This window comes from uncultured Megasphaera sp. (assembly GCF_900539295.1).
GTDB lineage: Bacteria > Bacillota > Negativicutes > Veillonellales > Megasphaeraceae > Megasphaera.
The window spans coordinates 46,835-68,423 of the sequence record NZ_UQBH01000004.1 but is presented as its reverse complement, the minus strand read 5'-3'; the positions used below and the strand labels follow the sequence as shown (position 1 = coordinate 68,423).

The window sequence follows — 21,589 nt, the reverse complement described above, 5'->3', positions numbered from 1 at the left end:
CTATACCGAATGGGTATATATTATATGTAGACCTGTGCCGGAAAATTCTTTTCCTGTACAGGGGAACAACAAAGGCAGAGGACTATTTGAGAGGCCTCATTTGGTTGGGACATCGCTCATCCTGCCGCTGATCGATCATTTCGAGGCGGTGCTCTAAGAGCATGACCTGACGCTTGAGGGCGATGATCTGATCTTCAATGGGGTCAGGCAGGCGATTGTGATTGAGGTCGACGTCGCGTTCGCTGTGGCTGGCTTTAAGGTGCTTGCCCTTTTGAACGACGACCCGTCCAGGAATCCCGACGACGGTCGAGTGCGGTGGAACCGCTTTGAGAACGACGGAACCGGCACCGATTTTAGCGCCTTCACCGACGGTAAAAGAACCGAGGACTTTGGCCCCGCAGGCGACGACGACGTAGTCGCCGATGGTCGGATGGCGTTTCCCTTTTTCTTTACCGGTACCGCCGAGGGTTACGCCCTGGTAGAGGGATACGTTGTTGCCGATAATCGTCGTCTCGCCGATGACGATTCCCATACCATGGTCGATAAAAAGTCCTTCACCGATTTGAGCACCGGGATGAATTTCGATTCCCGTAAAGAAGCGGGAGATGGTGGAAATAATCCGAGCCGTGACGAACCATTGGCGGCGGTAAAAGAAGTGAGCCAGGCGGTAAGCCCAAATGGCATGAAGGCCGGAGTAACAGAGCAAGACTTCGAGCGTATTTTTGGCCGCCGGGTCGCGGTCCTTGATGACGCGAATGTCGTTGCGAAGTGATTTGAACATGGCTGGGCGCCCTCCTGTAGTCTGAAAAATGAATAAAAAAAAGACCTCGTCATACAGAGACGATGGTCCGTGGTTCCACTCTGATTGCAGTACGAAGACTGCCACTCAATACCCGTAACGGCGGCAACCGGGATGACCTACTTCTGGTTCAATCATCCTGCTCTTGAAGGCATTCCATCACATTCGACTTTGATAAGGGCTTTCAGCCAATGACCCCTACTCTCTGTACCGTTTCCTGTGTGTACTTGTTTCAATCATTGCATTTCTGTCTTTGGTTTGAGAACATAATACGCCTTAGCTCTCCGTTTGTCAATAGAAAATCTGTAAAAAGATGACAAATTTGGTGATTTATTAAAAACGGCCGAGCAGAACCGGTTTTTGTCGCTTCGCGAAGGCGAAAAAATCGCTGTGTCTTGGCGAAGGAAGGCCTGTACGATGTACATCGGGAGCGCATATATGATATAATAAAGACTATGCATAATGATTTATCAACCGATAAGGGGGTTATTATATGAGCACACAGATTACCTTTTTGAATCACAGTGGTTTTTCTGTTGAGACCGATTCCAAGGTCCTGGTCTTTGACTACTATAAAGATCCGTCGGGAACGGTCAAAGCTTACAGCCAGATACGGCGCAAACCAGTATGGTTTTTTGTCACTCACTGGCACGACGACCATTTCAACGGCCGCATTGCCGACTTCGACGGCGATCAGTACATCATCAATGCCGACGTTCCCTTGAAGCGGGACGGACTCAAAGCTGTCCATGCCATGAAGCTTTACGATACGCTGAACGTCGGTGATGCGAAGATCACCCAGTACGGCTCTACAGATGAAGGCGGGTCCTTCTTAGTTGAAACGGACGGCTTGAAGATTTTCCATGCCGGCGATTTGAACTGGTGGCACTGGCTCGGTGATACCGATGAAAACAATGCCGAAGCCAAGGCTAATTTTGAACGGGAAATGAAGCATGTGGCCGGACAGACCTTTGACATTGTCTTTTTCCCCGTCGATGCCCGTCTGGAAGGGGCTCGTGAATGGGGCGTCAAGGGCTTTTTGAAGGACGTTTCCGTAACCAAGTGTCTTATTCCCATGCACTATTTCGGGACGCCGTGGACGCCGTCGGCTGACTTTAAAGCGGCCTATCCGGACGTACCCTTATGGATTCCGAAACACGATGGTGATGACCTTATCATCCCTGAAAAATAGGAGGTATTATGGCGAGTAATACAAATGGCGGAAGACGGAGCCAGATTGCCAACTATATCCTGATCATAGCTGCTGTCATCCTGCTGCTGGCCTATCCGTTCCAGGACTTCTTTGCCGGCGGCTTGTTGACGCACTTGGCAGGGGCAGCCCTCATCGGGGGCTTGGCAGATTGGTATGCCGTTACGGCACTGTTTCGGCGCCCGCTGGGCATTTCCTTTAAGACCGCCTTGATTCCCAACAGTAAAGAACGCATCGCCGAAATGGCGCGGCACATGATCGAATCGGAAATTTTGACCGTTTCCAATATGTACAACGTCCTTAAGCAGCACCCTATTTTAGGGGCGACGCTGGATTATCTTCATACGGCAAAAGGCTTCCAATCGGCAGAGCGCATCTTTGGCCAGATTTTAAATACTTTTTTGTACACTGTCGATATGAAGACCGTCGTCAAGGCCTTTGCCGGCATCGGCGGGTCGGCCGTTGAAAAAATCGACTTGGCACCGGTCATGAGCCGGGCCATTAAGACCGGCCTTCGCGGCGAATCGGGCAAGGATTTTCTCGATTTCATGATCTTTGCCTTGGAACAGCTCGTAAAGAGCGACACCATGAAAGGCTATATCGGCGAAATCTATGAAGAGTCGCTGCGGCAGTATGCAAAACACAACATCATCTTAGGCTGGGCCATTAAGGCGGCTATCAAGATGGAAGTCTTCCAGCCGAACCACGTGGCCGGTTTGCTCCAGGAACGGTGCCTGGCCTTACTGAACGAAGCCAAGGAAGAAAATTCCCTCCAGCGTCAGCAGGCCCTTCATTACCTGTGGAAACAGGCGGAACGCATCGAATTCAATGAAGATTGGAGCCAGCGCATCGACGCCTACAAGGATAAGATGTACAACCATTTGATCCTGCGCCCCGATACGCAGGAAGCTTGGCAGCGCTACGTTCAGGATCCGGACAACCAGAAACGGTTCTGTACGGCAGCTGCGGAGTTTGTCGTCCAAAAACTGGAATCGTGGCACGAAAATCCGGAACAGGTCGAACAGATCAACCGCCAGGCCCTGGCCTTTGCCGCCCGTGAACTGAAACGACTCCAGGTCTGGTTCGGCAAGACGGCAGAAGCCGAAATCCTTAAATACGACGGGAAATATTTGGCAGAACAACTGGAAAACAGTGTCTGGTATGACCTGCAGATGATTCGCGTCAACGGCTCTCTCGTCGGCGCCGTCTTAGGGGCGGTCATTTACCTTGCCATGTACGCCATGAAAGGAGGGGCTATCTTATGACTTATCGACAGCGTGCCAATCTTATCTTAGGCTTGTCGTTCGTCTGCTTCATCGCCATCTTCTTCTGGTGGTACACCCACGACGTATCGGTTTGGGAAGAGCTCTTGTTCTTCGTCATCCAATCGGCTCTTATCGGCAGCATTGCCGACTGGTTTGCCGTTACGGCTCTCTTTGAAAAGCCCTTGGGCTTTCCGTACCATACGGAACTTTTATATCGCCACCGCGACCGCATCATCGACGGCATCGCCCGACTGATTTCGGAAAAGCTGCTCCAGCCCGATATGTGGAAGGATAAACTCTATCAGATTTCCTTCATCGATAAGGTCGTTGACTGGCTGCGCGGCGATCAGGGACGGGAAAAACTCCGGACCGGCCTTTATGAAGTGGCCCTGCGTGCTCACCAGCACATCCAGCGCGGAGAAACCCAGTCGGCCATGGCCTATCATCTGCGGATGTATTTAAAGCGCCAGCCCTTGGTCAGCTTCTTTGAAGACCGTATCATTTCACTTCTGGAAGACCCGAAGAACCCCATGTTCCATGACCTGATCGGCCTCGTTCGCGAAGTCGTCAACAGTGAAGATTTCGACGCCTTTTTGGAACGGCTCATCGTCCAGTGGTGTGAAGAATCGCAGCATTCGTCCATGTCCAGCATTACCTTGACCAAAGTCCTTAGCATTGTCGATACCAAGCGGATTGCCAAGGATATAAAACTGGGAATCGTCAACTGGCTGGACCAGTGGGAACACGCTGAAGGGGAACAGCGGGAATGGCTGTGCCGAAAATTAGAAATTCTCCTCTATTCGATGAATGGTCAGTTATCCTTTGCCGTGCAGAACTGGCAGAATGAATTCGTCGACGCCCTGCCTATTGAACAATGGCTGGCTGATCTGGAAAATTCGACGAAAGATTATTTCATGACCGGTGAAAAAGGCCGGGAAGAACTGAAGGATTTGCTGGAAGAACAGTTCATCCACTACCTCGAATACTGCCGGTCCTATCCGGAAATCAAGGACTGGCTTGACGAACAGATTCGCCGGGCTTTCAACGTCATCTTGGAACATGAACACGCCCTCATTGCCGTCGCCGTTCGCGACGTCTTGTCCGGCTTCGATAAAAAGCGGTTCAACCAGTTCCTGGAAAGCAAGGTCGGTGAAGACCTTGCCTGGATCCGCATTAACGGCGCCATCGTCGGGGCCTCTATCGGTCTTTGCGTCTTCGGCGTCTTGAAAATCTATCAATTTACGCTCGTACCGTTTTTGCGGGGCCTCTTCCTGTAAGCATCAAGACCCTGCAAACACGCGCGTTTTACTGTGTGCCCGCCCTGGTAACAGGACGGGCTCTCTTATGAGGAAAAAGACATGGAATATAATCGGATTACACCTGCTGTCATAGCGGCCTTAAAGGCCATTGTAGGCGAAAAATATGTATGGACCGATGAGGATAAACGAATTCCTTACGGCCGCGATGAAGGCACCGCAGCGGTGCCTTTTCTGCCCGATGCCGTCGTCCTGCCGGCGTCAGCCGAGGAATTGGCTGCCGTCGTGACCTTAGCCAATGAGGCCGTCATCCCCGTCATTCCCCGGGGAACCGGGACGGGTCTTGAAGGCGGGGCCGTTGCCGACAATCGGGGCGGCATCATGGTCAGTACGGAGCGGATGAACCGCATTTTGGAAGTCAATGAAGAGGCCATGTATATGGTCGTAGAAGCCGGTGTCATTACCGAGACGATCCAAAGGGAGGCCGGGAAGCGAGGCCTGCTCTATGCCGGCGATCCCTGCAGCGGCGACAGCTGCTGTATCGGCGGCAACGGGGCGACCAATGCCGGCGGCAACCGGGCTGTAAAGTACGGGACGACGCGGGATCAGATCTATGCCCTGGAAGTCGTCACGCCGACCGGGAAAATTACCAACCTCGGCAAACGCCTCCGCAAGATGACGGCCGGTTACCCCTTGGAAAAAATCGTCGTCGGCTCAGAAGGGACGCTGGGCATCATTACCAAACTGACCTTAAAGCTCGTGCCACTGCCCAAGGCGACGGCTCACGTCCTGGCCGTCTTTCCGTCAGCGGAACAGGCCTTGTCGCTGGTGACGGCTCTGCCAAAGGCCGGCATTACGCCGACTTGCTTGGAATTTATGGATTACGACGTCATCGAAGTGGTCGGAGCCTGGCTCGACGAAAAGCAGAACTGCCCCGAAGGCGGTGCCTATATGATCATTCAGCTCGACAGCCAGAGTGAAGACAGCCTTGACGACGACTGCGTGAATCTCGATGAAGTCTGTCGGTCTCTCGGCGCCGTCGAAGTGTTCATGGCCGATGCCGATAAGGTTTGGAAGGCCCGCAAGGCCTTTACCGAAGCGTCGGCTGCCGACTGCCCGGTAGCGGCCATGGAAGATTTCGTCGTGCCGCCCGATCAGCTGCTGCCCTTTATGGCGGAGCTAAAGACAATCGGTCAGGCGACGGGCGTCTTATTCCGCGGCGTCAGCCATGCCGGTGACGGAAATATTCACTTGGACCTTCTTCGCCGGGGCTTTGTCGATGGGGATGATGAACACAGCCGCATCGAGGCCTTTGAAGATAAGGCCTGTGCAGCTGCTTATCGTCTGGGCGGCGCCATTTCCGGAGAACACGGTATCGGCCAGGCCCGCAAGGCCTTGTTTGCAAAATACACCGATCCGGTGGAGATGGAACTGATGAAGGCTTTGAAACGGGCTTGGGACCCGAAGGGGATTTTAAATCCCGGAAAGATTTTTGATTGAGGTGCGTGACTATGGAATCGATATGTAATGACTGTCCCCGCCGCTGCGGCGTCGTCCGCAAGGCTCTTTGGGAGGAACATCTTCCCGGCTTTTGCCATTCGCCCCTTCAGCCCGTTGTGGCCAGAGCCGCGCTGCATCAATGGGAGGAACCGTGCATCAGCGGGACACGCGGGTCGGGAACGGTCTTTTTTACGAGCTGCAATCTGCGCTGCTGCTTCTGCCAAAATTCGATCATCTCTATGGGGCGCAAAGGCTTTCCGATTACGCCCGCCAGGCTTCGAGAAATCTATGGTGAGCTCATCTCTAAGGGGGCTCACAACATCAATCTGGTGACGCCGACGCCTTATACGCAGGCTATTTTAGAAAGCTTGGCCGATCCCTTGCCGGTGCCCGTCGTCTATAACTGCGGCGGCTATGAGTCCATCGAGACCATCGACCGCTTTAAGGGCAAGGTGCAGATTTACTTGCCCGACTTCAAGTACCTCGACTCAGCCCTGGCCAAACGGTATAGTGCTGCCGCGGACTATCCGGAAATTGCGGCAAAGGCCATCCTTCGCATGTATGACCAAGTCGGTCCTTATGAGCTTGACGATGACGGTATCCTGCGAAAAGGGGTCATCATCCGCCACCTCATCCTGCCCGGCTGTGTCGAAAATACGAAGGCCGTCATCGATTGGGTGCGGAACCACTTTGATGACGGTCAGGTCCTGTTCAGTTTGATGCGCCAATACGTGCCCTGCGGACGGGCGGAAGCGTACCCGGAAATCAACCGGCCCTTATTGGATGAAGAATACGAAGAAGCCGAACAGTACCTCTTTGACAGCGGTATCGAAGACGGCTTCGTACAGGAAAAAGAAAGTGCCAGCGACGACTTCATTCCCGCCTTTGACGGGACCGGCGTCATCCGGCCTTTATAATAACGCAAAAAAAAGACTGGCCCGACAGCTTCTTGAGAAGAGCAAATCTTCTCAAGGGCTGTCGCGGAGCCAGTCTTTTTAATTTGTCTTAGTGCTGATCGACGGTCAATTCTTTAAAGCGTTTGGCAATCGGATCCGTTTTGATTAATTCTTGGAGATGTTTCAATTCTTCTGCTTCTACGGATTCAGACGTATCGTAGCTCGGAGGTACGGTTTTTGCCAGTTCCAGGCATTTCCGTGCAGAGGCGACGCTGACGATGATGACCAAGATGGCCATGATTGCCGATACACCGAAGAGGAGCCATTCCTGCTTGGGCAGGTAAATGTTGAACATGTTGAGGTAATCAGCCCAGAAGATAACGACGGTCAGGAAAATCCAGGGAATGACCGTGACCCAGGCGAAGCGGGCTTTACCCATAGCACAGATGACAACTGTCGAGATGGCCAGGGTGATGATGGCCAAGAGCTGGTTCGATACACCGAAAATCGGCCAAATCGTGGACAGGTTGCCTTGGAGTACGATGTAACCCCATGCGCCGGAGATGAGAGCCGATGCGACGATGCCGCCGGGGAGCCAATGGGGATCGCCGAACTTCGGCCATACGCGGCCGATGAGTTCCTGGAGCATGTAACGGCCGACACGAGTACCGGCATCGATGATGGTCATGATGAACAAAGCTTCAAACATGATGCAGAAGTGATACCAGTAGTTCATGAGGTGGTCAAGGCCGGGGATGTTGGAGAAGATGAAGGCCATGCCGACAGCCAAGGAAACGGCGCCGCCGGGACGATGAGCTACGTCTTCACCGACCATGGCATTCAACTGAGGCAGGTCGACGACCTGGATGCCGAGGGCCTGGAAGTGTGCTGCCGTGGAGTTGATGGCGAAGTAGTCGTTCGGGATGAGGGAGCAGGCTGCGATAAGAGCCATCATGCCGACGAAGGATTCAGTCAGCATAGCGCCGTAGCCTACAGGGAGAATGGAGCGTTCGTTCATCAGCATCTTCGGCGTCGTACCGGTCGAAATCATGCAGTGGAAGCCGGAGATAGCGCCGCAGGCGATGGTGATGAAGATGTACGGAAGAACCGGACCGGTGATGACCGGGCCGCCGCCGGCGACGAACTGGGTCATAGCCGGCATCTGGATCGTAGGTCCGACGATGATGATACCGAGGGCCAGCGCGCCGATGGTACCGATTTTCATGTACGTCGAGAGGTAGTCACGCGGAGCCAGGAGCAGCCATACAGGAAGAGCGGCAGCTACGAAGCCGTAGATGATGAGGGCGATGGAAATGCCCTGAGCGTTAATGGTGAACAAGGGAGCCAGTGTCGGCGAAGCCGATACGGACGGCCCGAGGATGACGGCGAGGAGCGTCAGTGCTACGCCGATGACCGTACCTTCTTTGATGTGGCCCGGGCGCAGGAACTGCATGTAAACGCCGACGAAAATAGCGATAGGAATGGTCATGCCAATCGTGAAAGTACCCCAGGGGCTGTCATGAAGAGCATTGACGATGACGACGGCCATGCCGGCCATAGCCAGGATGTTGAGGAACAAGACGGCGAAGGATGTAGCCAGGCCGACTTTGTCACCAATCTGAGCTTTTGCGATTTCGGCGATGGATTTGCCGTCATAGCGCATGGAAGCAAAGAGGATGACCATGTCATGGACGGCACCGGCGAGGACACCGCCGATGAGGATCCACAAGGCGCCCGGCAAGTAACCGAACTGAGCTGCAATGACCGGGCCTACGAGCGGGCCGGCGCCGGCGATGGCTGCGAAGTGATGGCCGAAGACGACGTATTTGTTGGTCGGAACGTAGTCGTGACCGTCTTCGAAACGGAAAGCCGGTGTAACCTTATACTGGTTAACGGTCAGTACTTTTGCGGCAATAAAAGCACCATAGAAACGGTAAGCCAGCACAAATATTAATGCAGAAATGATAACTAAAAACAAACCATTCATAAAAAATTCCCTCCTTATCATATTTATTTCGTGAAGCGCAGGGCGCTTACAAAACAGGCGTTGGATGGGTTCGAAATATAAAGCTGATGCAATGCTTTTGATGGGAGCATGAATCTCATCGTCTTTGCCGCAGGTGCTGTGATGAGGAATATTGTAATCGGATGCAACGCCACATCCTCAGTCCATCCAAGTAAAACGTTTTTGTTACAGTTCTATTGACTTTTTGTCGTTTATAAATATCTTATAACGATTTTACTATACACCTACTATAGTTTAAAGAAGTAAAAATAGCAAGTTACTTCTGGTAAAGTTTACGATATATATATGAAAAAAACTCATGATGTACTGAATAAAATAACTTATTCATAGCTGTATCCTTAATATATAACGGGAATTGTTAAATAAAAAAGGCACTATCTATAAAGATAGTGCCTTTGATGCAGTTGATTAATGATGAGCGACAGACATTTCTTGGAAACGCTGAGCTGCTTTATCTGTTTTTACCAGTTCCTGGAGGTGTTTCAGTTCTTCGGCTTCAACGATATCCGACGTGTCATAGTTGGCAGGTACGGTTTTTGCCAAGTAGATGCACTTGCGGACAGCGCCGACGGCGACGATGATAACCAACAGAGCCATGATAATGGAGACCGTGAACATCGTCCATTCACCCTTTGGCAGGTAAATTTCGAAGATGTTGAGGTAGTCGGCCCAGAAAATCATGACCATCAGGAAGGCCCAGGGAATGGCCGTAACCCAAAGGTAACGAGCCTTGCCCATGGAGCAGAGGACGACCGACGAAATCGAAAGGGCGATGATAGCAAGGAGCTGGTTCGATACGCCGAAGATAGGCCAGATGGTGGACAAATTGCCGTTGAGGACTAAGTAGCCCCATGCAGCGCAGATCAAAGCCGATGCGATGATAGCGCCGGGCTTCCAGTTCGGATCGCCGAACTTAGGCCATACGCGCCCGACGAGTTCCTGAAGCATGTAACGGCCGACACGGGTACCGGCATCGATGATGGTCATGATGAATAAAGCTTCAAACATGATGCAGAAGTGATACCAGTAGTTCATGAGGTGGTCGAGGCCAGGCAGGTTCGAGAAGATATAAGCCATGCCGACAGCCAGGGAAACGGCACCGCCCGGACGATGGGCGACATCTTCACCGACCATGTTGCTCAGGTGCGGCAGGTCGACGACCTGGATGCCGAGAGCCTGGAAATGAGCGGCAGAAGAGTTAATGGCGAAGTAATCGTTCGGAACGAGGGAGCAGGCTGCGATCAAAGCCATCATGGCGACGAAGGATTCCGTAACCATGGCGCCGTAACCGACCGGCAGAATCGAGCGTTCGTTCATCAGCATTTTCGGCGTCGTGCCCGTTGCAATCATGCAGTGGAACCCGGAGATAGCGCCGCAGGCGATGGTAACGAAGATGTACGGAAGGACAGCACCGGTGATAACCGGGCCGCCGCCGGCAGTGAACTGGGTCATAGCCGGCATCTGAATGTTAGGTCCGACGATGATGATGCCCAGGGCCAAAGCGCCGATGGTACCAATCTTCATATATGTCGAGAGGTAGTCACGCGGTGCCAGGAGCAGCCAAACCGGAAGGGCAGCTGCGATGAAGCCGTAGATGATGAGGGCGACGGAGATGCCCGTAGCATTGATGGTAAAGAGGGGAGCCAAAGTCGGCGAAGCCTGGACGGCAGGGCCGGCGACGACGGCGAGCAAGGTCAAGACGACGCCGATGATGGTGCCTTCCTTGATTTTACCGGGGCGCAGGAACTGCATGTAGATGCCGACGAAGATGGCGATAGGAATGGTCATGCCGATGGTGAATGTACCCCAAGGGCTGTCGTGCAGGGCGTTGGCGATGACGACGGCCATGCCGGCCATACAGAGGATGTTGAGGAACAAGACGGCAAAGGATGTTGCCAAACCTGTTTTGTCACCGATCTGTGCTTTGGCGATTTCGGCAATGGACTTGCCGTCGTAACGCATGGAACAGAAGAGGATGACCATATCGTGGACGGCACCGGCGAGAACACCGCCGATGAGAATCCACAAGGCACCGGGCAGGTAACCGAACTGGGCGGCAATGACAGGACCGACCAGCGGGCCGGCACCGGCGATGGCTGCGAAATGATGACCAAAGACGACGTACTTATTGGTCGGGACGTAGTCGTGACCGTCTTCAAAGCGGAAGGCCGGCGTAACTTTGTACTGGTTCAGGGTCAATACCTTGGCGGCAATGAAAGCGCCGTAAAAACGGTAAGCCAGTACGAACACTAAGGCAGAAATAATGACGAGATATAAACCGTTCATACAAAAAGAACCTCCTTTGAAATTTTTGTGCCTATATCTTTATCCTTAAATAAAAGCAATATAATGCCAAATCAGATGAATTCGGAAAAAAGGTAAATGGCACAATGAAATTTTTTGCTACTTCATTAGCTATCTCATTATATATCCTTTTCGCTTAAAAACAAGATTCTCTTCGGGAATGAGCAGCTATAATTTATGACCTAAAACGCATTATGAAATTACGTTTTAGTATACTTTGTTTTTGAATACTATATATTGAATTTAAAATTATTGATAATACCATATATTGAATTCGATTACTAAAAGTGATTTGTAACGAAAAGTACATATATATTTTTCATATGTATTGCGAAGGAAAACGGGCCGTGAGAACGACCTTTTCATAAACAAAGGACAATGCTATAATAACCATAGTTTTTGAACTTATTATCATATAATATAGGGGGTTTTTGTATGTCTAAATCTGAATACACCTTGGTTCTGCCGGCCTTTACGATCGGAGTTCATGCCTATGATGCCATCGGTACGGTTACGAAACACTTTGGCAAGAAAGTTGTCATCATCGGCGGCAAGACGGCACTTTCCAAGGCAAAACAGCCGCTCCTCGATGCCATTTCTAAGACGGATCTTGAAGTACTCGACGTCCTTTGGTATGGCGATGATGCCACGTTTGAACACGTCGACCGCCTGCTGAACGAAAAAGCCGTTCAAGATGCAGATCTCATTTTTGGCGTCGGCGGCGGCCGAGCTATCGATACGGGGAAAGTCGTTGCCGATAAGGCTGACAAGGCATTCTTTGCCTTCCCGACCTTGGCATCTAACTGCGCTCCGTCGACGGCTATTTCGGTCATGTACAAAGAAGACAAGTCTTTTGCCGGCTACTATTACCTCGATCAGCCGCCGGTCCACACCTTCATCAACATGGCGGTCATTGCCGACTCGCCCTTTAAATTCTTCTGGGCCGGTATTGGCGATGCCATGAGTAAAGAATGTGAATCGGAACTGGCCAGCCGGGCTGCAGAACACTTCCACACCGTCCTCTTGGGCCGGGCTATCGGCAAAACCTGTACGGAACCGCTCCTTCAGTACGGTGAAAAAGCTTTGGCAGACTTCAAAGCCAATCAGATTACCTATGAACTGCAGCAGGTCGTTTTGGACATCATCATCAGCACGGGCCTTGTTTCCAACTGCACGACCGGCGGCGAAGAATACTATTACAACTCGTCCTTGGCCCACATGTTCTATAACGCCTCGACGGTCCTTCCTCAGGTTGTCGAAGGTCATCTTCACGGCGAAACGGTTTCCTTCGGCGTCTTAGTTCTCTTGACTTACGATAAGCAGTTCGAACTGCGCGATAAGGTCGCTGCTTTCTATAAAAAGTGCAATTACCCGACGACCCTGGCTGCCTTAGATATCAAGGCCGATGAAATCGACGCCGTCGTAGACGCCGCTCCGGCCCTGCGCGAATGGACCTGCGTTCCGACACCGATGACCAAGGACGCTTTCAAAAAAGCCATCCTCGATACGGATGAATTCGGAAAATCGTTATAAATAAAATTTTGTGTATGTATACATCGTTTATCATAAGATCGATTCTGGCATGGTGAGACGATGACTGGCTTTTATGGAGGAATTATGGATCCTGTATTAGAACAAATTATCAAGGCCATTGAACCGATGGATTTGGCCAAAGCTGCAGAATGCTACCAACGGTTGGCCAGCCTGACAATCCGCCAGGACAGTAAGTTGTCGTACCTGGCGGGACGCATTGCCGGTGTGCAAAAGACCCTCCACCCGGAACCGCTGCAGAAGGCCGTCGCCATCTTTGCCGCCGATCATGCTGTCGACGGCGGGGAAAATAAGACCAAAGGCAAGACCAGTAAGGCCGATGCCTTGGAAATCGCCGCCGGTAAGGGCGCTATCAATAAGGTGGCCCACCGCATCGGAGCCGGCGTCATGCTCCTCGATATGGGCCTTGAAGAAGACATCGCTGAATCGCAGGGCGTACAGAATTTGAAAGTCATGCACGGCAGCCACTTCTGGGCCCGGCAGGACGCCATGAACGAAGACGAAATGATGGATGCCCTGTTCAGCGGCCTTCAGATCGGCGAGAACCTGGCTGAAGAAGGCTATACGGCCGTCGGTCTCGGTAATATCGGCGAACGAGCTCTCCTGACGGCCTTTATCGTGACGGCTGCCTTTTTCCGTGGTCAGTTAGATGAACTTCCGGCGCCGATGAAGGCCGGTCAAAAGTTGGATTCTTTGAAAAAGGTCATCGATGAGCTGGACCTCAATCCGGAAGCTCCCTTGGATTTGCTGCGCCGCGCCGGATCTCCCGATATTGCGGCCATGGTCGGCTTTATCTTGTCGGCGGCCCGGTGCAAAATGTTCATTGTCTTTGACAATGCCGTAACCGGGGCGGCGGTTCTCTTAGCCCGTGCCCTGTGCCCGACTGTCGATGACTATGTCTGCCCGTCGGCCCGGTATCTCGAACCGGTCCACCAGATGCAGATGAAAAAATTGGGACTCAAGCCCTTCGTCGAACTCGACCAGAATCTCGACCAGGGGATGGGATCTGCTATGGGACTTACCATGCTCGATGCGGCTGTTCAAATGATGAACGACAATTTAAAATAAGGAGTCCACTATGAAAACCTTACATCTCGACTGTTTCTCAGGTATCAGTGGCAACATGTTCGTCGGCATGCTCATCCAGGCAGGCGTTCCCTTTGAGGCTTTTCAAAAGGCTATGGCGTCCTTGCAGCTTACGGGATATGAACTCCTGTGCCGCAGTGAAAATAAGTGCGGCGTACAGGCTGTCTATTATAATGTCCTCTTAGATTCCGAAAAGGAAGGACATCACGACCATCATGATCACGACCACGGCCATCATGACCACGACCACGTCCATCATGATCACGACCATGATCATGATCACCACCATCATGATGACGCGGCTTCGGGACACCTCGTCGATACGACCGGTCACCACCATCATCACCAACACCGCGGATTGGCGGAAATTACGCAGATTATCGAAGGTTCGCCCTTAGCGGACGACGTCAAGGCCAAGAGTTTAGCCGTTTTTCAGGCCTTGGCCGAAGCGGAAGCCAAGGTTCACGGTGTCCCCGTCGAAGCCATTCACTTTCACGAAGTCGGCGCCATTGACTGTATCTTGGATATCGTCGGCACGATTTGGTGTCTGAAATACCTGGGCATCGAACAGATCAGTGCGTCGGCCCTTCACGTTGGAAGTGGTTTTGTCCGCTGCGCTCACGGCATCATGCCCGTGCCGGCGCCGGCAACGGCAGAACTCTTAGCCGGCACTCCCTGGTACTCGACGGATATCAAAGGCGAATTGGTTACGCCGACGGGAGCGGCTTTGGTGAAAGTCTTGGCCCATACGGAAGGAAAACCGGCCGACTTTGTCTACCATACCGTAGCCTATGGGGCCGGAACGAAGGATTTGACGACGCCCAATGTCCTGCGCGGCTTTGTTGGCGACGCAGCACCCATACACGGTTAATCTTTCTGATTGTGTCTGCAGAGGCATCTCTTAGGGATGCCTTTGCAGAGGCATCAGACCTTATTTTACTAATTTCTTCTTGACAATTTTCAGGCCCTGTGTTAATATGATTAAGCACTTGTGATTTGTAAAAAATATTTACAAAGGGTGTCGATTTTTCTCGCCTCGGCGGCGGGACAGATCACTTTTTATGCGGAAGTAGCTCAGTGGTAGAGCACCACCTTGCCAAGGTGGGGGTCGCGAGTTCGAGCCTCGTTTTCCGCTCCATTTATTCCTCAATAGCTCAGTTGGTAGAGCAATCGGCTGTTAACCGATTTGTCGTAGGTTCGAGTCCTACTTGAGGAGCCATACAGGGGTGTCGCCAAGCGGTAAGGCAACGGACTCTGACTCCGTCATGCGTAGGTTCGAATCCTACTACCCCTGCCAAATATGATCCACTAGCTCAGTTGGCAGAGCACCTGACTTTTAATCAGGGTGTCCCGAGTTCGAATCTCGGGTGGATCACCACAATCCACGTAACGTGGCCCCTTGGTCAAGTGGTCTAAGACATCGCCCTTTCACGGCGAGAACATGGGTTCAAATCCCGTAGGGGTCACCACATGGGCGATTAGCTCAGCTGGGAGAGCGCCTGCCTTACAAGCAGGATGTCAGCAGTTCGATCCTGTTATCGCCCACCATGAAGAAAGCTGTACAACTTCGGTTGTACAGCTTTTTTTTGTAATAAAAAGGTAAGAGGATACTCTCAGTGTATAGAAAATCCCTTGTCATTGCGGAATTAGTATAATATATTTCTTATGCTCATTTTATATATGCGTAATAATAGGTTTGATTCCCTGGCAATTTGTATTATAATGAAGAATAGTGATAGGAATATTTTCCTTATCATAAGGCCTATTTATCAACAAATTTCTAAGAACTTACAAGGAGTGGTATCCAAATGAGATTTACAGAAGATTTAAAAGCCCGTGTTTCCAAGGCTCAAAAGAAAATTGTCCTTCCGGAAACGAACAGCCGTCGTGTCCTGAAAGCTGCTGAACGCGTTTTGGCTGATGGTTTTGCTAAAATCGTTCTCGTAGGTAAACTGGAACAGATCAAAAAAGATGCTGCTAAATTCCAAATCGATCTCACTGGTGTCGAAGTTATCAATCCGGAAACGTACTATCGGATGGATGAACTTTGCGAATACTTTGCAAAACGCCGTGAAAAGAAGGGCATGACGCCGGAAAAAGCTCGCGACATCATGATCCACAACAACACCTTCTTTGCGGCTGGTCTCGTCGCTCTCGGCGAAGCTGACGGCTGCGTATCCGGTGCTGCTACGACGTCGGCAGAAGTTATCCGTGCCGGCCTTCAGGTCATCGGCCCCCGTCCGGGCAACAAGACCGTTTCCTCGGCATTCATTCTCTTGACGAACACTCCTCAGTACGGCGACAATGGTATCCTCGTCCTCGGCGACTGCGGCGTTATCCCCAATCCGTCGGCAGATCAGCTGGCTGATATCGCCTGCATTTGTGTCGAACGTGCCCGCCGCACCGTTCAGATCCTCAACCCGAAAGTTGCCTTCCTTTCGTACTCCACGAAGGGTTCCGGCGCCGGCGATTCCGTTGAAAACGTTCGCCAGGCCGTTGAAATCTTGAAAGAACGCAACGTCGACTTTGCTTTCGACGGCGAAATGCAGGCTGACGCTGCTCTCGTTCCTGAAGTCGGTGAACACAAGGCTCCGGGCTCGACCGTTGCCGGTCATGCCAACGTCCTCATCTTCCCGAACCTCGATGCTGCCAATATCGGTTACAAGATGGTTCAGCGCTTTGCTAACGCAACGGCACTCGGACCTTTGGTTCAGGGCCTCGACAAACCTATCCTTGACTTGTCCCGTGGCTGCTCGTCTGAAGACGTAGCTGACGTCGTCGCTGTATGCTGCTCCGACGCTATTACGGCTGACTTCTACAAAAAAGAACGTGCCGAACATGAACACGACATGCAGTAAGTTCCATGCATAAAAGAAAAGCCGCTCCTCGGAGCGGCTTTTTTATATATCCTTTGAAATCACGGGTCATTTGACTTTGTGAGTACACCGTGCTATGCTGAATGAGAGGCTGCTTGTGTGGCTGCAAAAGGCGTTGTCCCAAGGAGACAGCGCCTTTTTTGTTCGATCTTAAGGTGTTTTTATAAGGATGTGGCGTATATGAAATCAGTAAAAAACTATGATGTCATCATTATCGGAGCCGGGCCGGCAGGGATTTTTACGGCCTTGGAACTGGCCGATAAGGGCCTCGATATCCTCATGGTCGAAAAAGGCCAGGATATACGGGAACGGATTGCTACCAGCCTGAATCGCGATGCCAAACCGCAGGACCGGGTGCGCAACGTCGTCTGCGGCTGGGGCGGTGCCGGTGCCTTTAGTGACGGGAAACTGACATTGACCACGGAATACGGCGGCAACCTCGATGACTATATGCCTAAAGCCGATTTAATGGATAAGATCCGCTATGTCGACGATGTGTACTGCCGCTTTGGCGGGGCCGACCGCAAGGTATACGGCGATGAAAATAAAGAGCGCATTCGGGAGATAAAGCGAAAGGCCGCTGCTGCTGACCTCAGCTTCATTCCGGCCCGTATCCGCCATTTGGGAACTGACGTCAACGGGCAGATATTGACGCATATGCGCGACTTCCTCGAAGGCAAGGTCGATATCATGGCCGATACGGCTGTGGACCACTTAGTCGAAGAACAGGGGCAAATCAAAGGCGTTTTGATTGACGATCAGTTTTACGCCTGCCGCTATCTGGTCAGTGCCCCCGGAAGGGAAGGGTCGGAATGGTTCGTCGGCGAAGTTGAAAAGATGGGCCTGCGCCTGACGTCCAATGCCGTCGATATCGGCGTCCGCGTCGAAATGCCGGCGGAAGTGCTGGAGACGATTACCGACGTCGTCTATGAATCGAAGCTCATTTATTTCAGCAAGTCCTTCGATGACCGGATCCGGACTTTCTGCATGAACCCCTACGGCTTTGTCGTCGAAGAAAATAATGACGGCTTACTGACCGTCAACGGCCACAGTTATGCCCATAAGAAGAGCGAAAACACGAACTTCGCCATCTTGGTATCGAAGAAGTTTACCGAACCCTTCCACGAACCGATCAAATACGGGAAATATATTGCCAATCTGGCCAATATATTAGGCGGAGGCGTCATCGTCCAGCGCCTCGGCGATTTCCTCGACGGCCGGCGGTCGACGCCGGAACGGATTCAGCGGGGCCTCGTCCGGCCTACCATGACCAAGGCGACGCCAGGCGACTTGTCCCTGGTCCTTCCTTACCGCCATATGCAGGACATCAAGGAGATGCTCGAAGCCCTCGACGCCATCGCACCGGGTTCTAATTCCAGGCATACCCTGCTCTATGGCGTAGAAGCGAAATTTTATTCCAATCGCTTGGAGCTCAGCTCGGTCTTAGAAACGAAGATACCGAATTTCTTTGCCATCGGCGACGGTGCCGGCATTACCCGCGGACTCGTTCAGGCTTCAGCTGCCGGCGTCATCGTCGGTCAGGAAATCCTGCGCCGTGAAGGTGGTAAGGATTAGGATTCTTTAAAGCGATAGCCGGCCCCCCAGACCGTTTCGATGTAGATGGGCTTTGCCGGATCGGGTTCTATTTTTTCGCGGATGCGGTTGATGTGGACCATGACCGTCGCCGTATCGCCTTCGGCGTCAAGGCCCCAGACCCGTTCAAAGAGGCGGTCGCGGCTGAAGACCAGGCCGGGATGCTTGGCCAGAAAGACTAAGAGCTCGAATTCGCGGTTGGTCAGGCTTATTTCCCGACCGTTGACGTATACCCGGTGCTTATCGATGTAGATTTCGAGATCGCCGCTGCGGAGGACTTCACCGTCGCTGTTTTCCTGACGTCCTTTGCCGGTCAGCCGTTCATAGCGCTGGATGTGGGCTTTGACGCGGGCGACGAGTTCCGTCGGGCTGAAGGGCTTAATGATATAGTCGTCGGCGCCGAGGCCGAGACCGCGGATCTTGTCCATGTCTTCTCGCTTGGCCGATACCATGAGGATGGGGACCTCCTTGTCCTCGCGGATACGGCGGCAGATGTGGAAGCCGTCCGTACCGGGGAGCATGATGTCCAGCAGGATGAGGTCGAAATCATCGGCAAGGGCCCGCTCGAGGCCTTTCGTCCCGTCTGTTTCGATGACGCTTGCAATGCCGTTGGCTTCGAGAAAATCTCGTTCGAGTTCGGCGATTTCCGTATTATCTTCAATGATCAGGATGTTCTTCATGATTATCCTCCTCTGCTGCCGGCAAGGTGATGACGACGGTCAGGCCGCCGCCCGGCGTTTCGGCAGCGTATATCGTGCCCTTTAAGGTGGCAATGATTTGTTTGACGATGGCAAGGCCCAGACCGCTGCCTTTCTTCACGTCCGTCCTGGCTTCGTCGGTCCGGTAAAAACTGTCGAACAGCCGGGGCAGGTAGGCCTTAGGGACGCCCGGGCCATGGTCGGCGACGGACAAGGTGACTCGATCTTTCGTCGTCTTCAGACTGATGTCCATGGCAATCGTTTCCGTGTCTTTATATTTCAAGGCGTTTTCTAAAAGATTGTCTAAGACCCGCTGGAACTGCATCCGGTCGATGTTCACTCGTGCCGGTTCAAGGGGCGGCGTATAATGGATGAGGAGGCCGCGCTCTGCAAGGGGCGCGGCATTTTCGGCGGTAAAATCGATAAAATAGTCGCGGAGAGACACCGTTTCCAAGGTAAAGTCGACCTGCCCTAAGTCGAGCTTTGAAAAGAGGAACAGGCGGTCTACGAGTTTTTCTAAGGAGCAGGCATTTTGGTAGATGAGCTCCATATAATGGCGGCGCTTTTCTGTCGTTTTGGCAATGCCGACTAAGATGCCGCTGGCATAGCCTTTTAAGAGGGTCAAGGGGGTCGACAGGTCGTGAGAGATGCCGGCGATGAGTTCCTTTCGATTCTGTTCGTATTTTTCCTGAGCCGTTCGGGCGGCGCGGAGCTGGCGGCGCATGCGGTCGAAGGCGGAGCAGGTCTGGCCCAGTTCATCGCGGGACGAGAAGGTCAGTTTATAGTCGAGGTTGCCCTTTTCGATTTCGGCGGCTGCGGTGCGAAGGGCAGCCAAGGGGCCCAGAATTTGACGCGATAAGAGGCGGGACAGGATGAGGCCGCAGGCGATGATGATGATGCTGGCTGTCCCGACGATGAAGATCAGGAGGTCTTGGATGACGTTTTTGGCCATGCCTTCGCGAATGCCGGTCTTGGCGATGAAGGGCGTATTTCCGGCGGCGATGATCGTCGTTCCGCTGCGAGGCGACGAATAGCGGAAGAAGAAGCCGTCGCCGTCCCAGGTCATGACCGTCTGCTGGCCGTGAGCTTTTTGCAGGACCCTGTCGGCCAGACCGTAGAAGTCGACGCCCGGCGTGACGTAGGCTACCTGGTCGTGACGAATGATGGCCGTTGCAATGCCCAGGCTTTCTAAGACCTGGCAGTCTTCACGCAGGTCATTGAGCTTGAGCGGTCCCGGCCGTTCGGCTTTCACTCGCAGGGAACTTACTGTATATTGAATGGACAGGGCCGGTCCCTTTTCGGGCCACAAGGTCGTCAGGTCGTTGTGAGGCGACGTGAAGCGCAGTCCTGAAATCAGGAGGAAGCCGAGGACCGTCAAGATGAAGATGGGGACGAAGACCATGGTGAAATTGGCGAAGAGCAGGCGGTGTCGTAAGGAAATATCGCGTATGTGGAGCATAGGGCAGCATCCTTTCTGTATGATATTTCTATTATAGCTTGTTTTTTAGGCAGAAAAAAGGACCGGCCGATGGAGCACCTGCCCGGCCTTCCACAAACCGGAGGGGAAATCCGGCTTATGGGAAGCCATTCAGGATACGTCATCGGTCAGTCCTTTTCGGTTAGTCATCAATCTGTGTGTGGATGACCGAGCCGGTTACGGCATCGATGAGAATGTTGTAGCGAACGTTGCCGGAGACGGCGCGGACGCTATACATGGGGTGGAAGCCTGGCTGCATCGGATTCGCTGCCGGCTGCTGGCCTTGTTGCGCTTGCTGCTGGCCCTGTTGTGCTTGCTGCTGGCCCTGCTGTGCCGGTTGCTGACTCTGCTGAGCCGAAGGCTGTTCCTGCTGGCCCGTTGGCGGCGTCATCAGTTCCTGCGGCGGCTGGAGGGCCATGGCAGGTGCATCGCCTTGGCGGCCTTGTTCACCCATAGGACCTCTTTCGTCAGGCTGACCCGGTCTCATGCCTTCGGGCATGCCCTGTCTGTCGTGGCCGTCGCGGTCACGGCCTTTTTCGCGGTCTCTGTCGCCGTGTCGGTCTTTCTTGTGTTCATCGCGGCCGTCATGGTGTTTCATGCTGGCCATGTCAAAGAGGGCGACTTCCTGAAAGTCAAGCTCACTTTCGTCTTTGCCGATGGCTTTGGCAGCGGCAGCGCGAGCCTGTTCTTCATTGATGAGGCTGACGCCTTTTTGTTTGGCCTGGGCTTGGGTCATGTCGGCCATGGCAGCGACTTCTTCGGCATGGCGGGCCATGTTCCGCTGGTGGAGATAGTAGCGGCCGCCGGCACCGGCTAAGGCAGCGACGACGATGAAGGATGCAGCGATTTTTGCATTGCGGGCGGTGAAAATCTTATTTTTGATGGAAATGAGTGTATCTTGCCATTTTTCTTGGGTCATGATGAATTCCTCCTGTCTGTCCTTGCTTCTTCTTGAGTACAAACACAGTATAGCCGCTAAATCTAAAATCGAGCTAAACCGGGGCGTAAGAATTGCAAAAATCGACGAAGGCATAACCCTATGGGCGAAATTA

Annotated in this window: 16 protein-coding genes, 6 tRNA genes and 1 other annotated feature; of the genes, 16 read left to right on the top strand and 6 right to left on the bottom strand. The window is 52.7% G+C overall.

Annotation, left to right across the window (positions count from 1 at the left end; all coding sequences use genetic code 11):
- Positions 1 to 82: 82 nt before the first annotated feature.
- Positions 83 to 811 (bottom strand): serine O-acetyltransferase, encoded by a 729-nt coding sequence (cysE, locus tag QZQ46_RS02265; RefSeq protein WP_296826503.1) that lies wholly within the window; start codon positions 809 to 811, stop codon positions 83 to 85.
- A 22-nt stretch (positions 812 to 833) separates the two neighbouring features.
- Positions 834 to 1,048, bottom strand: a binding site (T-box leader).
- Between the two features lie 244 nt (positions 1,049 to 1,292).
- On the opposite strand from cysE, the gene QZQ46_RS02260 reads away from it, so the two are divergent.
- From QZQ46_RS02260 to QZQ46_RS02240, 5 genes are all read left to right on the top strand, one after another.
- Positions 1,293 to 1,991, top strand: a complete 699-nt coding sequence (locus QZQ46_RS02260) for an MBL fold metallo-hydrolase (protein WP_296826402.1) — start codon at positions 1,293 to 1,295, stop codon at positions 1,989 to 1,991.
- A gap of 8 nt (positions 1,992 to 1,999) precedes the next feature.
- Positions 2,000 to 3,274, top strand: a complete 1,275-nt coding sequence (locus QZQ46_RS02255) for a DUF445 domain-containing protein (protein WP_296826400.1) — start codon at positions 2,000 to 2,002, stop codon at positions 3,272 to 3,274.
- Positions 3,271 to 4,551: a DUF445 domain-containing protein gene (locus tag QZQ46_RS02250; protein ID WP_296826398.1), complete on the top strand. Its 1,281-nt coding sequence runs from the start codon at positions 3,271 to 3,273 to the stop codon at positions 4,549 to 4,551. Before QZQ46_RS02255 ends, QZQ46_RS02250 begins: the two co-directional genes overlap by 4 nt.
- 81 nt (positions 4,552 to 4,632) lie before the next feature.
- Positions 4,633 to 6,030, top strand: a complete 1,398-nt coding sequence (locus QZQ46_RS02245; protein ID WP_296826396.1) for an FAD-binding oxidoreductase — start codon at positions 4,633 to 4,635, stop codon at positions 6,028 to 6,030.
- Positions 6,031 to 6,041: 11 nt separating this feature from the next.
- Positions 6,042 to 6,947 (top strand): radical SAM protein, encoded by a 906-nt coding sequence (locus QZQ46_RS02240; RefSeq protein WP_296826394.1) that lies wholly within the window; start codon positions 6,042 to 6,044, stop codon positions 6,945 to 6,947.
- A gap of 88 nt (positions 6,948 to 7,035) precedes the next feature.
- Here QZQ46_RS02240 and QZQ46_RS02235 read toward each other — a convergent pair whose 3' ends face one another.
- Together QZQ46_RS02235 and QZQ46_RS02230 are read right to left on the bottom strand one after the other, a co-directional pair.
- On the bottom strand, positions 7,036 to 8,913 hold the full coding sequence (locus QZQ46_RS02235) for a carbon starvation protein A (protein WP_296826392.1): 1,878 nt from the start codon (positions 8,911 to 8,913) through the stop codon (positions 7,036 to 7,038).
- A 447-nt stretch (positions 8,914 to 9,360) separates the two neighbouring features.
- Positions 9,361 to 11,238 (bottom strand): carbon starvation protein A, encoded by a 1,878-nt coding sequence (locus QZQ46_RS02230; RefSeq protein WP_296826390.1) that lies wholly within the window; start codon positions 11,236 to 11,238, stop codon positions 9,361 to 9,363.
- Positions 11,239 to 11,691: 453 nt separating this feature from the next.
- Here QZQ46_RS02230 and QZQ46_RS02225 point away from each other — a divergent pair, with 453 nt between their 5' ends.
- The 11 genes from QZQ46_RS02225 to QZQ46_RS02175 all read left to right on the top strand — a co-directional run bounded on the left by QZQ46_RS02225 (position 11,692) and on the right by QZQ46_RS02175 (position 18,344).
- Positions 11,692 to 12,789 (top strand): iron-containing alcohol dehydrogenase family protein, encoded by a 1,098-nt coding sequence (locus QZQ46_RS02225; RefSeq protein ID WP_296826388.1) that lies wholly within the window; start codon positions 11,692 to 11,694, stop codon positions 12,787 to 12,789.
- Positions 12,790 to 12,873: 84 nt separating this feature from the next.
- Entirely contained in the window at positions 12,874 to 13,875 is a 1,002-nt protein-coding gene (locus tag QZQ46_RS02220; protein ID WP_296826386.1) for a nicotinate-nucleotide--dimethylbenzimidazole phosphoribosyltransferase, read from the top strand.
- Between the two features lie 10 nt (positions 13,876 to 13,885).
- Positions 13,886 to 14,764, top strand: a complete 879-nt coding sequence (locus tag QZQ46_RS02215; RefSeq protein WP_296826385.1) for a LarC family nickel insertion protein — start codon at positions 13,886 to 13,888, stop codon at positions 14,762 to 14,764.
- A gap of 192 nt (positions 14,765 to 14,956) precedes the next feature.
- Positions 14,957 to 15,031, top strand: a tRNA-Gly gene (locus tag QZQ46_RS02210).
- 5 nt (positions 15,032 to 15,036) lie between these two features.
- Positions 15,037 to 15,112 (top strand) — tRNA-Asn (locus tag QZQ46_RS02205).
- Between the two features lie 3 nt (positions 15,113 to 15,115).
- A tRNA-Gln gene (locus QZQ46_RS02200) sits at positions 15,116 to 15,190 on the top strand.
- 5 nt (positions 15,191 to 15,195) lie between these two features.
- Positions 15,196 to 15,271: transfer RNA gene (locus QZQ46_RS02195), tRNA-Lys, on the top strand.
- 15 nt (positions 15,272 to 15,286) lie between these two features.
- Positions 15,287 to 15,362 (top strand) — tRNA-Glu (locus QZQ46_RS02190).
- A 3-nt stretch (positions 15,363 to 15,365) separates the two neighbouring features.
- A tRNA-Val gene (locus QZQ46_RS02185) sits at positions 15,366 to 15,441 on the top strand.
- Positions 15,442 to 15,701: 260 nt separating this feature from the next.
- The gene (gene pta, locus QZQ46_RS02180) at positions 15,702 to 16,751 is read left to right on the top strand and encodes a phosphate acetyltransferase (protein WP_296826383.1); all 1,050 of its coding nucleotides are present in this window, start codon (positions 15,702 to 15,704) and stop codon (positions 16,749 to 16,751) included.
- Positions 16,752 to 16,949: 198 nt separating this feature from the next.
- Positions 16,950 to 18,344, top strand: a complete 1,395-nt coding sequence (locus tag QZQ46_RS02175) for an NAD(P)/FAD-dependent oxidoreductase (RefSeq protein WP_296826381.1) — start codon at positions 16,950 to 16,952, stop codon at positions 18,342 to 18,344.
- On the opposite strand, the gene QZQ46_RS02170 is transcribed toward QZQ46_RS02175, so the two are convergent.
- The 3 genes from QZQ46_RS02170 to QZQ46_RS02160 all read right to left on the bottom strand — a co-directional run bounded on the left by QZQ46_RS02170 (position 18,341) and on the right by QZQ46_RS02160 (position 21,456).
- The gene (locus QZQ46_RS02170) at positions 18,341 to 19,042 is read right to left on the bottom strand and encodes a response regulator transcription factor (protein ID WP_296826379.1); all 702 of its coding nucleotides are present in this window, start codon (positions 19,040 to 19,042) and stop codon (positions 18,341 to 18,343) included. The two genes, QZQ46_RS02175 and QZQ46_RS02170, sit on opposite strands and share 4 nt — an antisense overlap.
- A complete protein-coding gene (locus QZQ46_RS02165) occupies positions 19,020 to 20,519 on the bottom strand; it encodes a cell wall metabolism sensor histidine kinase WalK (protein WP_296826377.1) in 1,500 nt (499 codons plus the stop codon). The genes QZQ46_RS02170 and QZQ46_RS02165 overlap by 23 nt, the downstream gene beginning before the upstream one ends.
- A gap of 160 nt (positions 20,520 to 20,679) precedes the next feature.
- Positions 20,680 to 21,456 carry a hypothetical protein gene (locus tag QZQ46_RS02160; protein ID WP_296826375.1) on the bottom strand — a complete coding sequence of 259 codons (777 nt, stop codon included), beginning with the start codon at positions 21,454 to 21,456 and terminating at the stop codon, positions 20,680 to 20,682.
- Between the last annotated feature and the right edge of the window lie 133 nt (positions 21,457 to 21,589).

Excerpts from the sequence above, each read along its gene's own strand:
- QZQ46_RS02260 (WP_296826402.1), top strand. The coding sequence starts at position 1,293 with ATGAGCACACAGATTACCTTTTTGAATCACAGTGGTTTTTCTGTTGAG.
- QZQ46_RS02255 (WP_296826400.1), top strand. The coding sequence starts at position 2,000 with ATGGCGAGTAATACAAATGGCGGAAGACGGAGCCAGATTGCCAACTAT.
- QZQ46_RS02250 (WP_296826398.1), top strand. The coding sequence starts at position 3,271 with ATGACTTATCGACAGCGTGCCAATCTTATCTTAGGCTTGTCGTTCGTC.
- QZQ46_RS02245 (WP_296826396.1), top strand. The coding sequence starts at position 4,633 with ATGGAATATAATCGGATTACACCTGCTGTCATAGCGGCCTTAAAGGCC.
- QZQ46_RS02240 (WP_296826394.1), top strand. The coding sequence starts at position 6,042 with ATGGAATCGATATGTAATGACTGTCCCCGCCGCTGCGGCGTCGTCCGC.
- QZQ46_RS02235 (WP_296826392.1), bottom strand. The coding sequence starts at position 8,913 with ATGAATGGTTTGTTTTTAGTTATCATTTCTGCATTAATATTTGTGCTG.
- QZQ46_RS02230 (WP_296826390.1), bottom strand. The coding sequence starts at position 11,238 with ATGAACGGTTTATATCTCGTCATTATTTCTGCCTTAGTGTTCGTACTG.
- QZQ46_RS02225 (WP_296826388.1), top strand. The coding sequence starts at position 11,692 with ATGTCTAAATCTGAATACACCTTGGTTCTGCCGGCCTTTACGATCGGA.
- QZQ46_RS02220 (WP_296826386.1), top strand. The coding sequence starts at position 12,874 with ATGGATCCTGTATTAGAACAAATTATCAAGGCCATTGAACCGATGGAT.
- QZQ46_RS02215 (WP_296826385.1), top strand. The coding sequence starts at position 13,886 with ATGAAAACCTTACATCTCGACTGTTTCTCAGGTATCAGTGGCAACATG.
- pta (WP_296826383.1), top strand. The coding sequence starts at position 15,702 with ATGAGATTTACAGAAGATTTAAAAGCCCGTGTTTCCAAGGCTCAAAAG.
- QZQ46_RS02175 (WP_296826381.1), top strand. The coding sequence starts at position 16,950 with ATGAAATCAGTAAAAAACTATGATGTCATCATTATCGGAGCCGGGCCG.
- QZQ46_RS02170 (WP_296826379.1), bottom strand. The coding sequence starts at position 19,042 with ATGAAGAACATCCTGATCATTGAAGATAATACGGAAATCGCCGAACTC.
- QZQ46_RS02165 (WP_296826377.1), bottom strand. The coding sequence starts at position 20,519 with ATGCTCCACATACGCGATATTTCCTTACGACACCGCCTGCTCTTCGCC.
- QZQ46_RS02160 (WP_296826375.1), bottom strand. The coding sequence starts at position 21,456 with ATGACCCAAGAAAAATGGCAAGATACACTCATTTCCATCAAAAATAAG.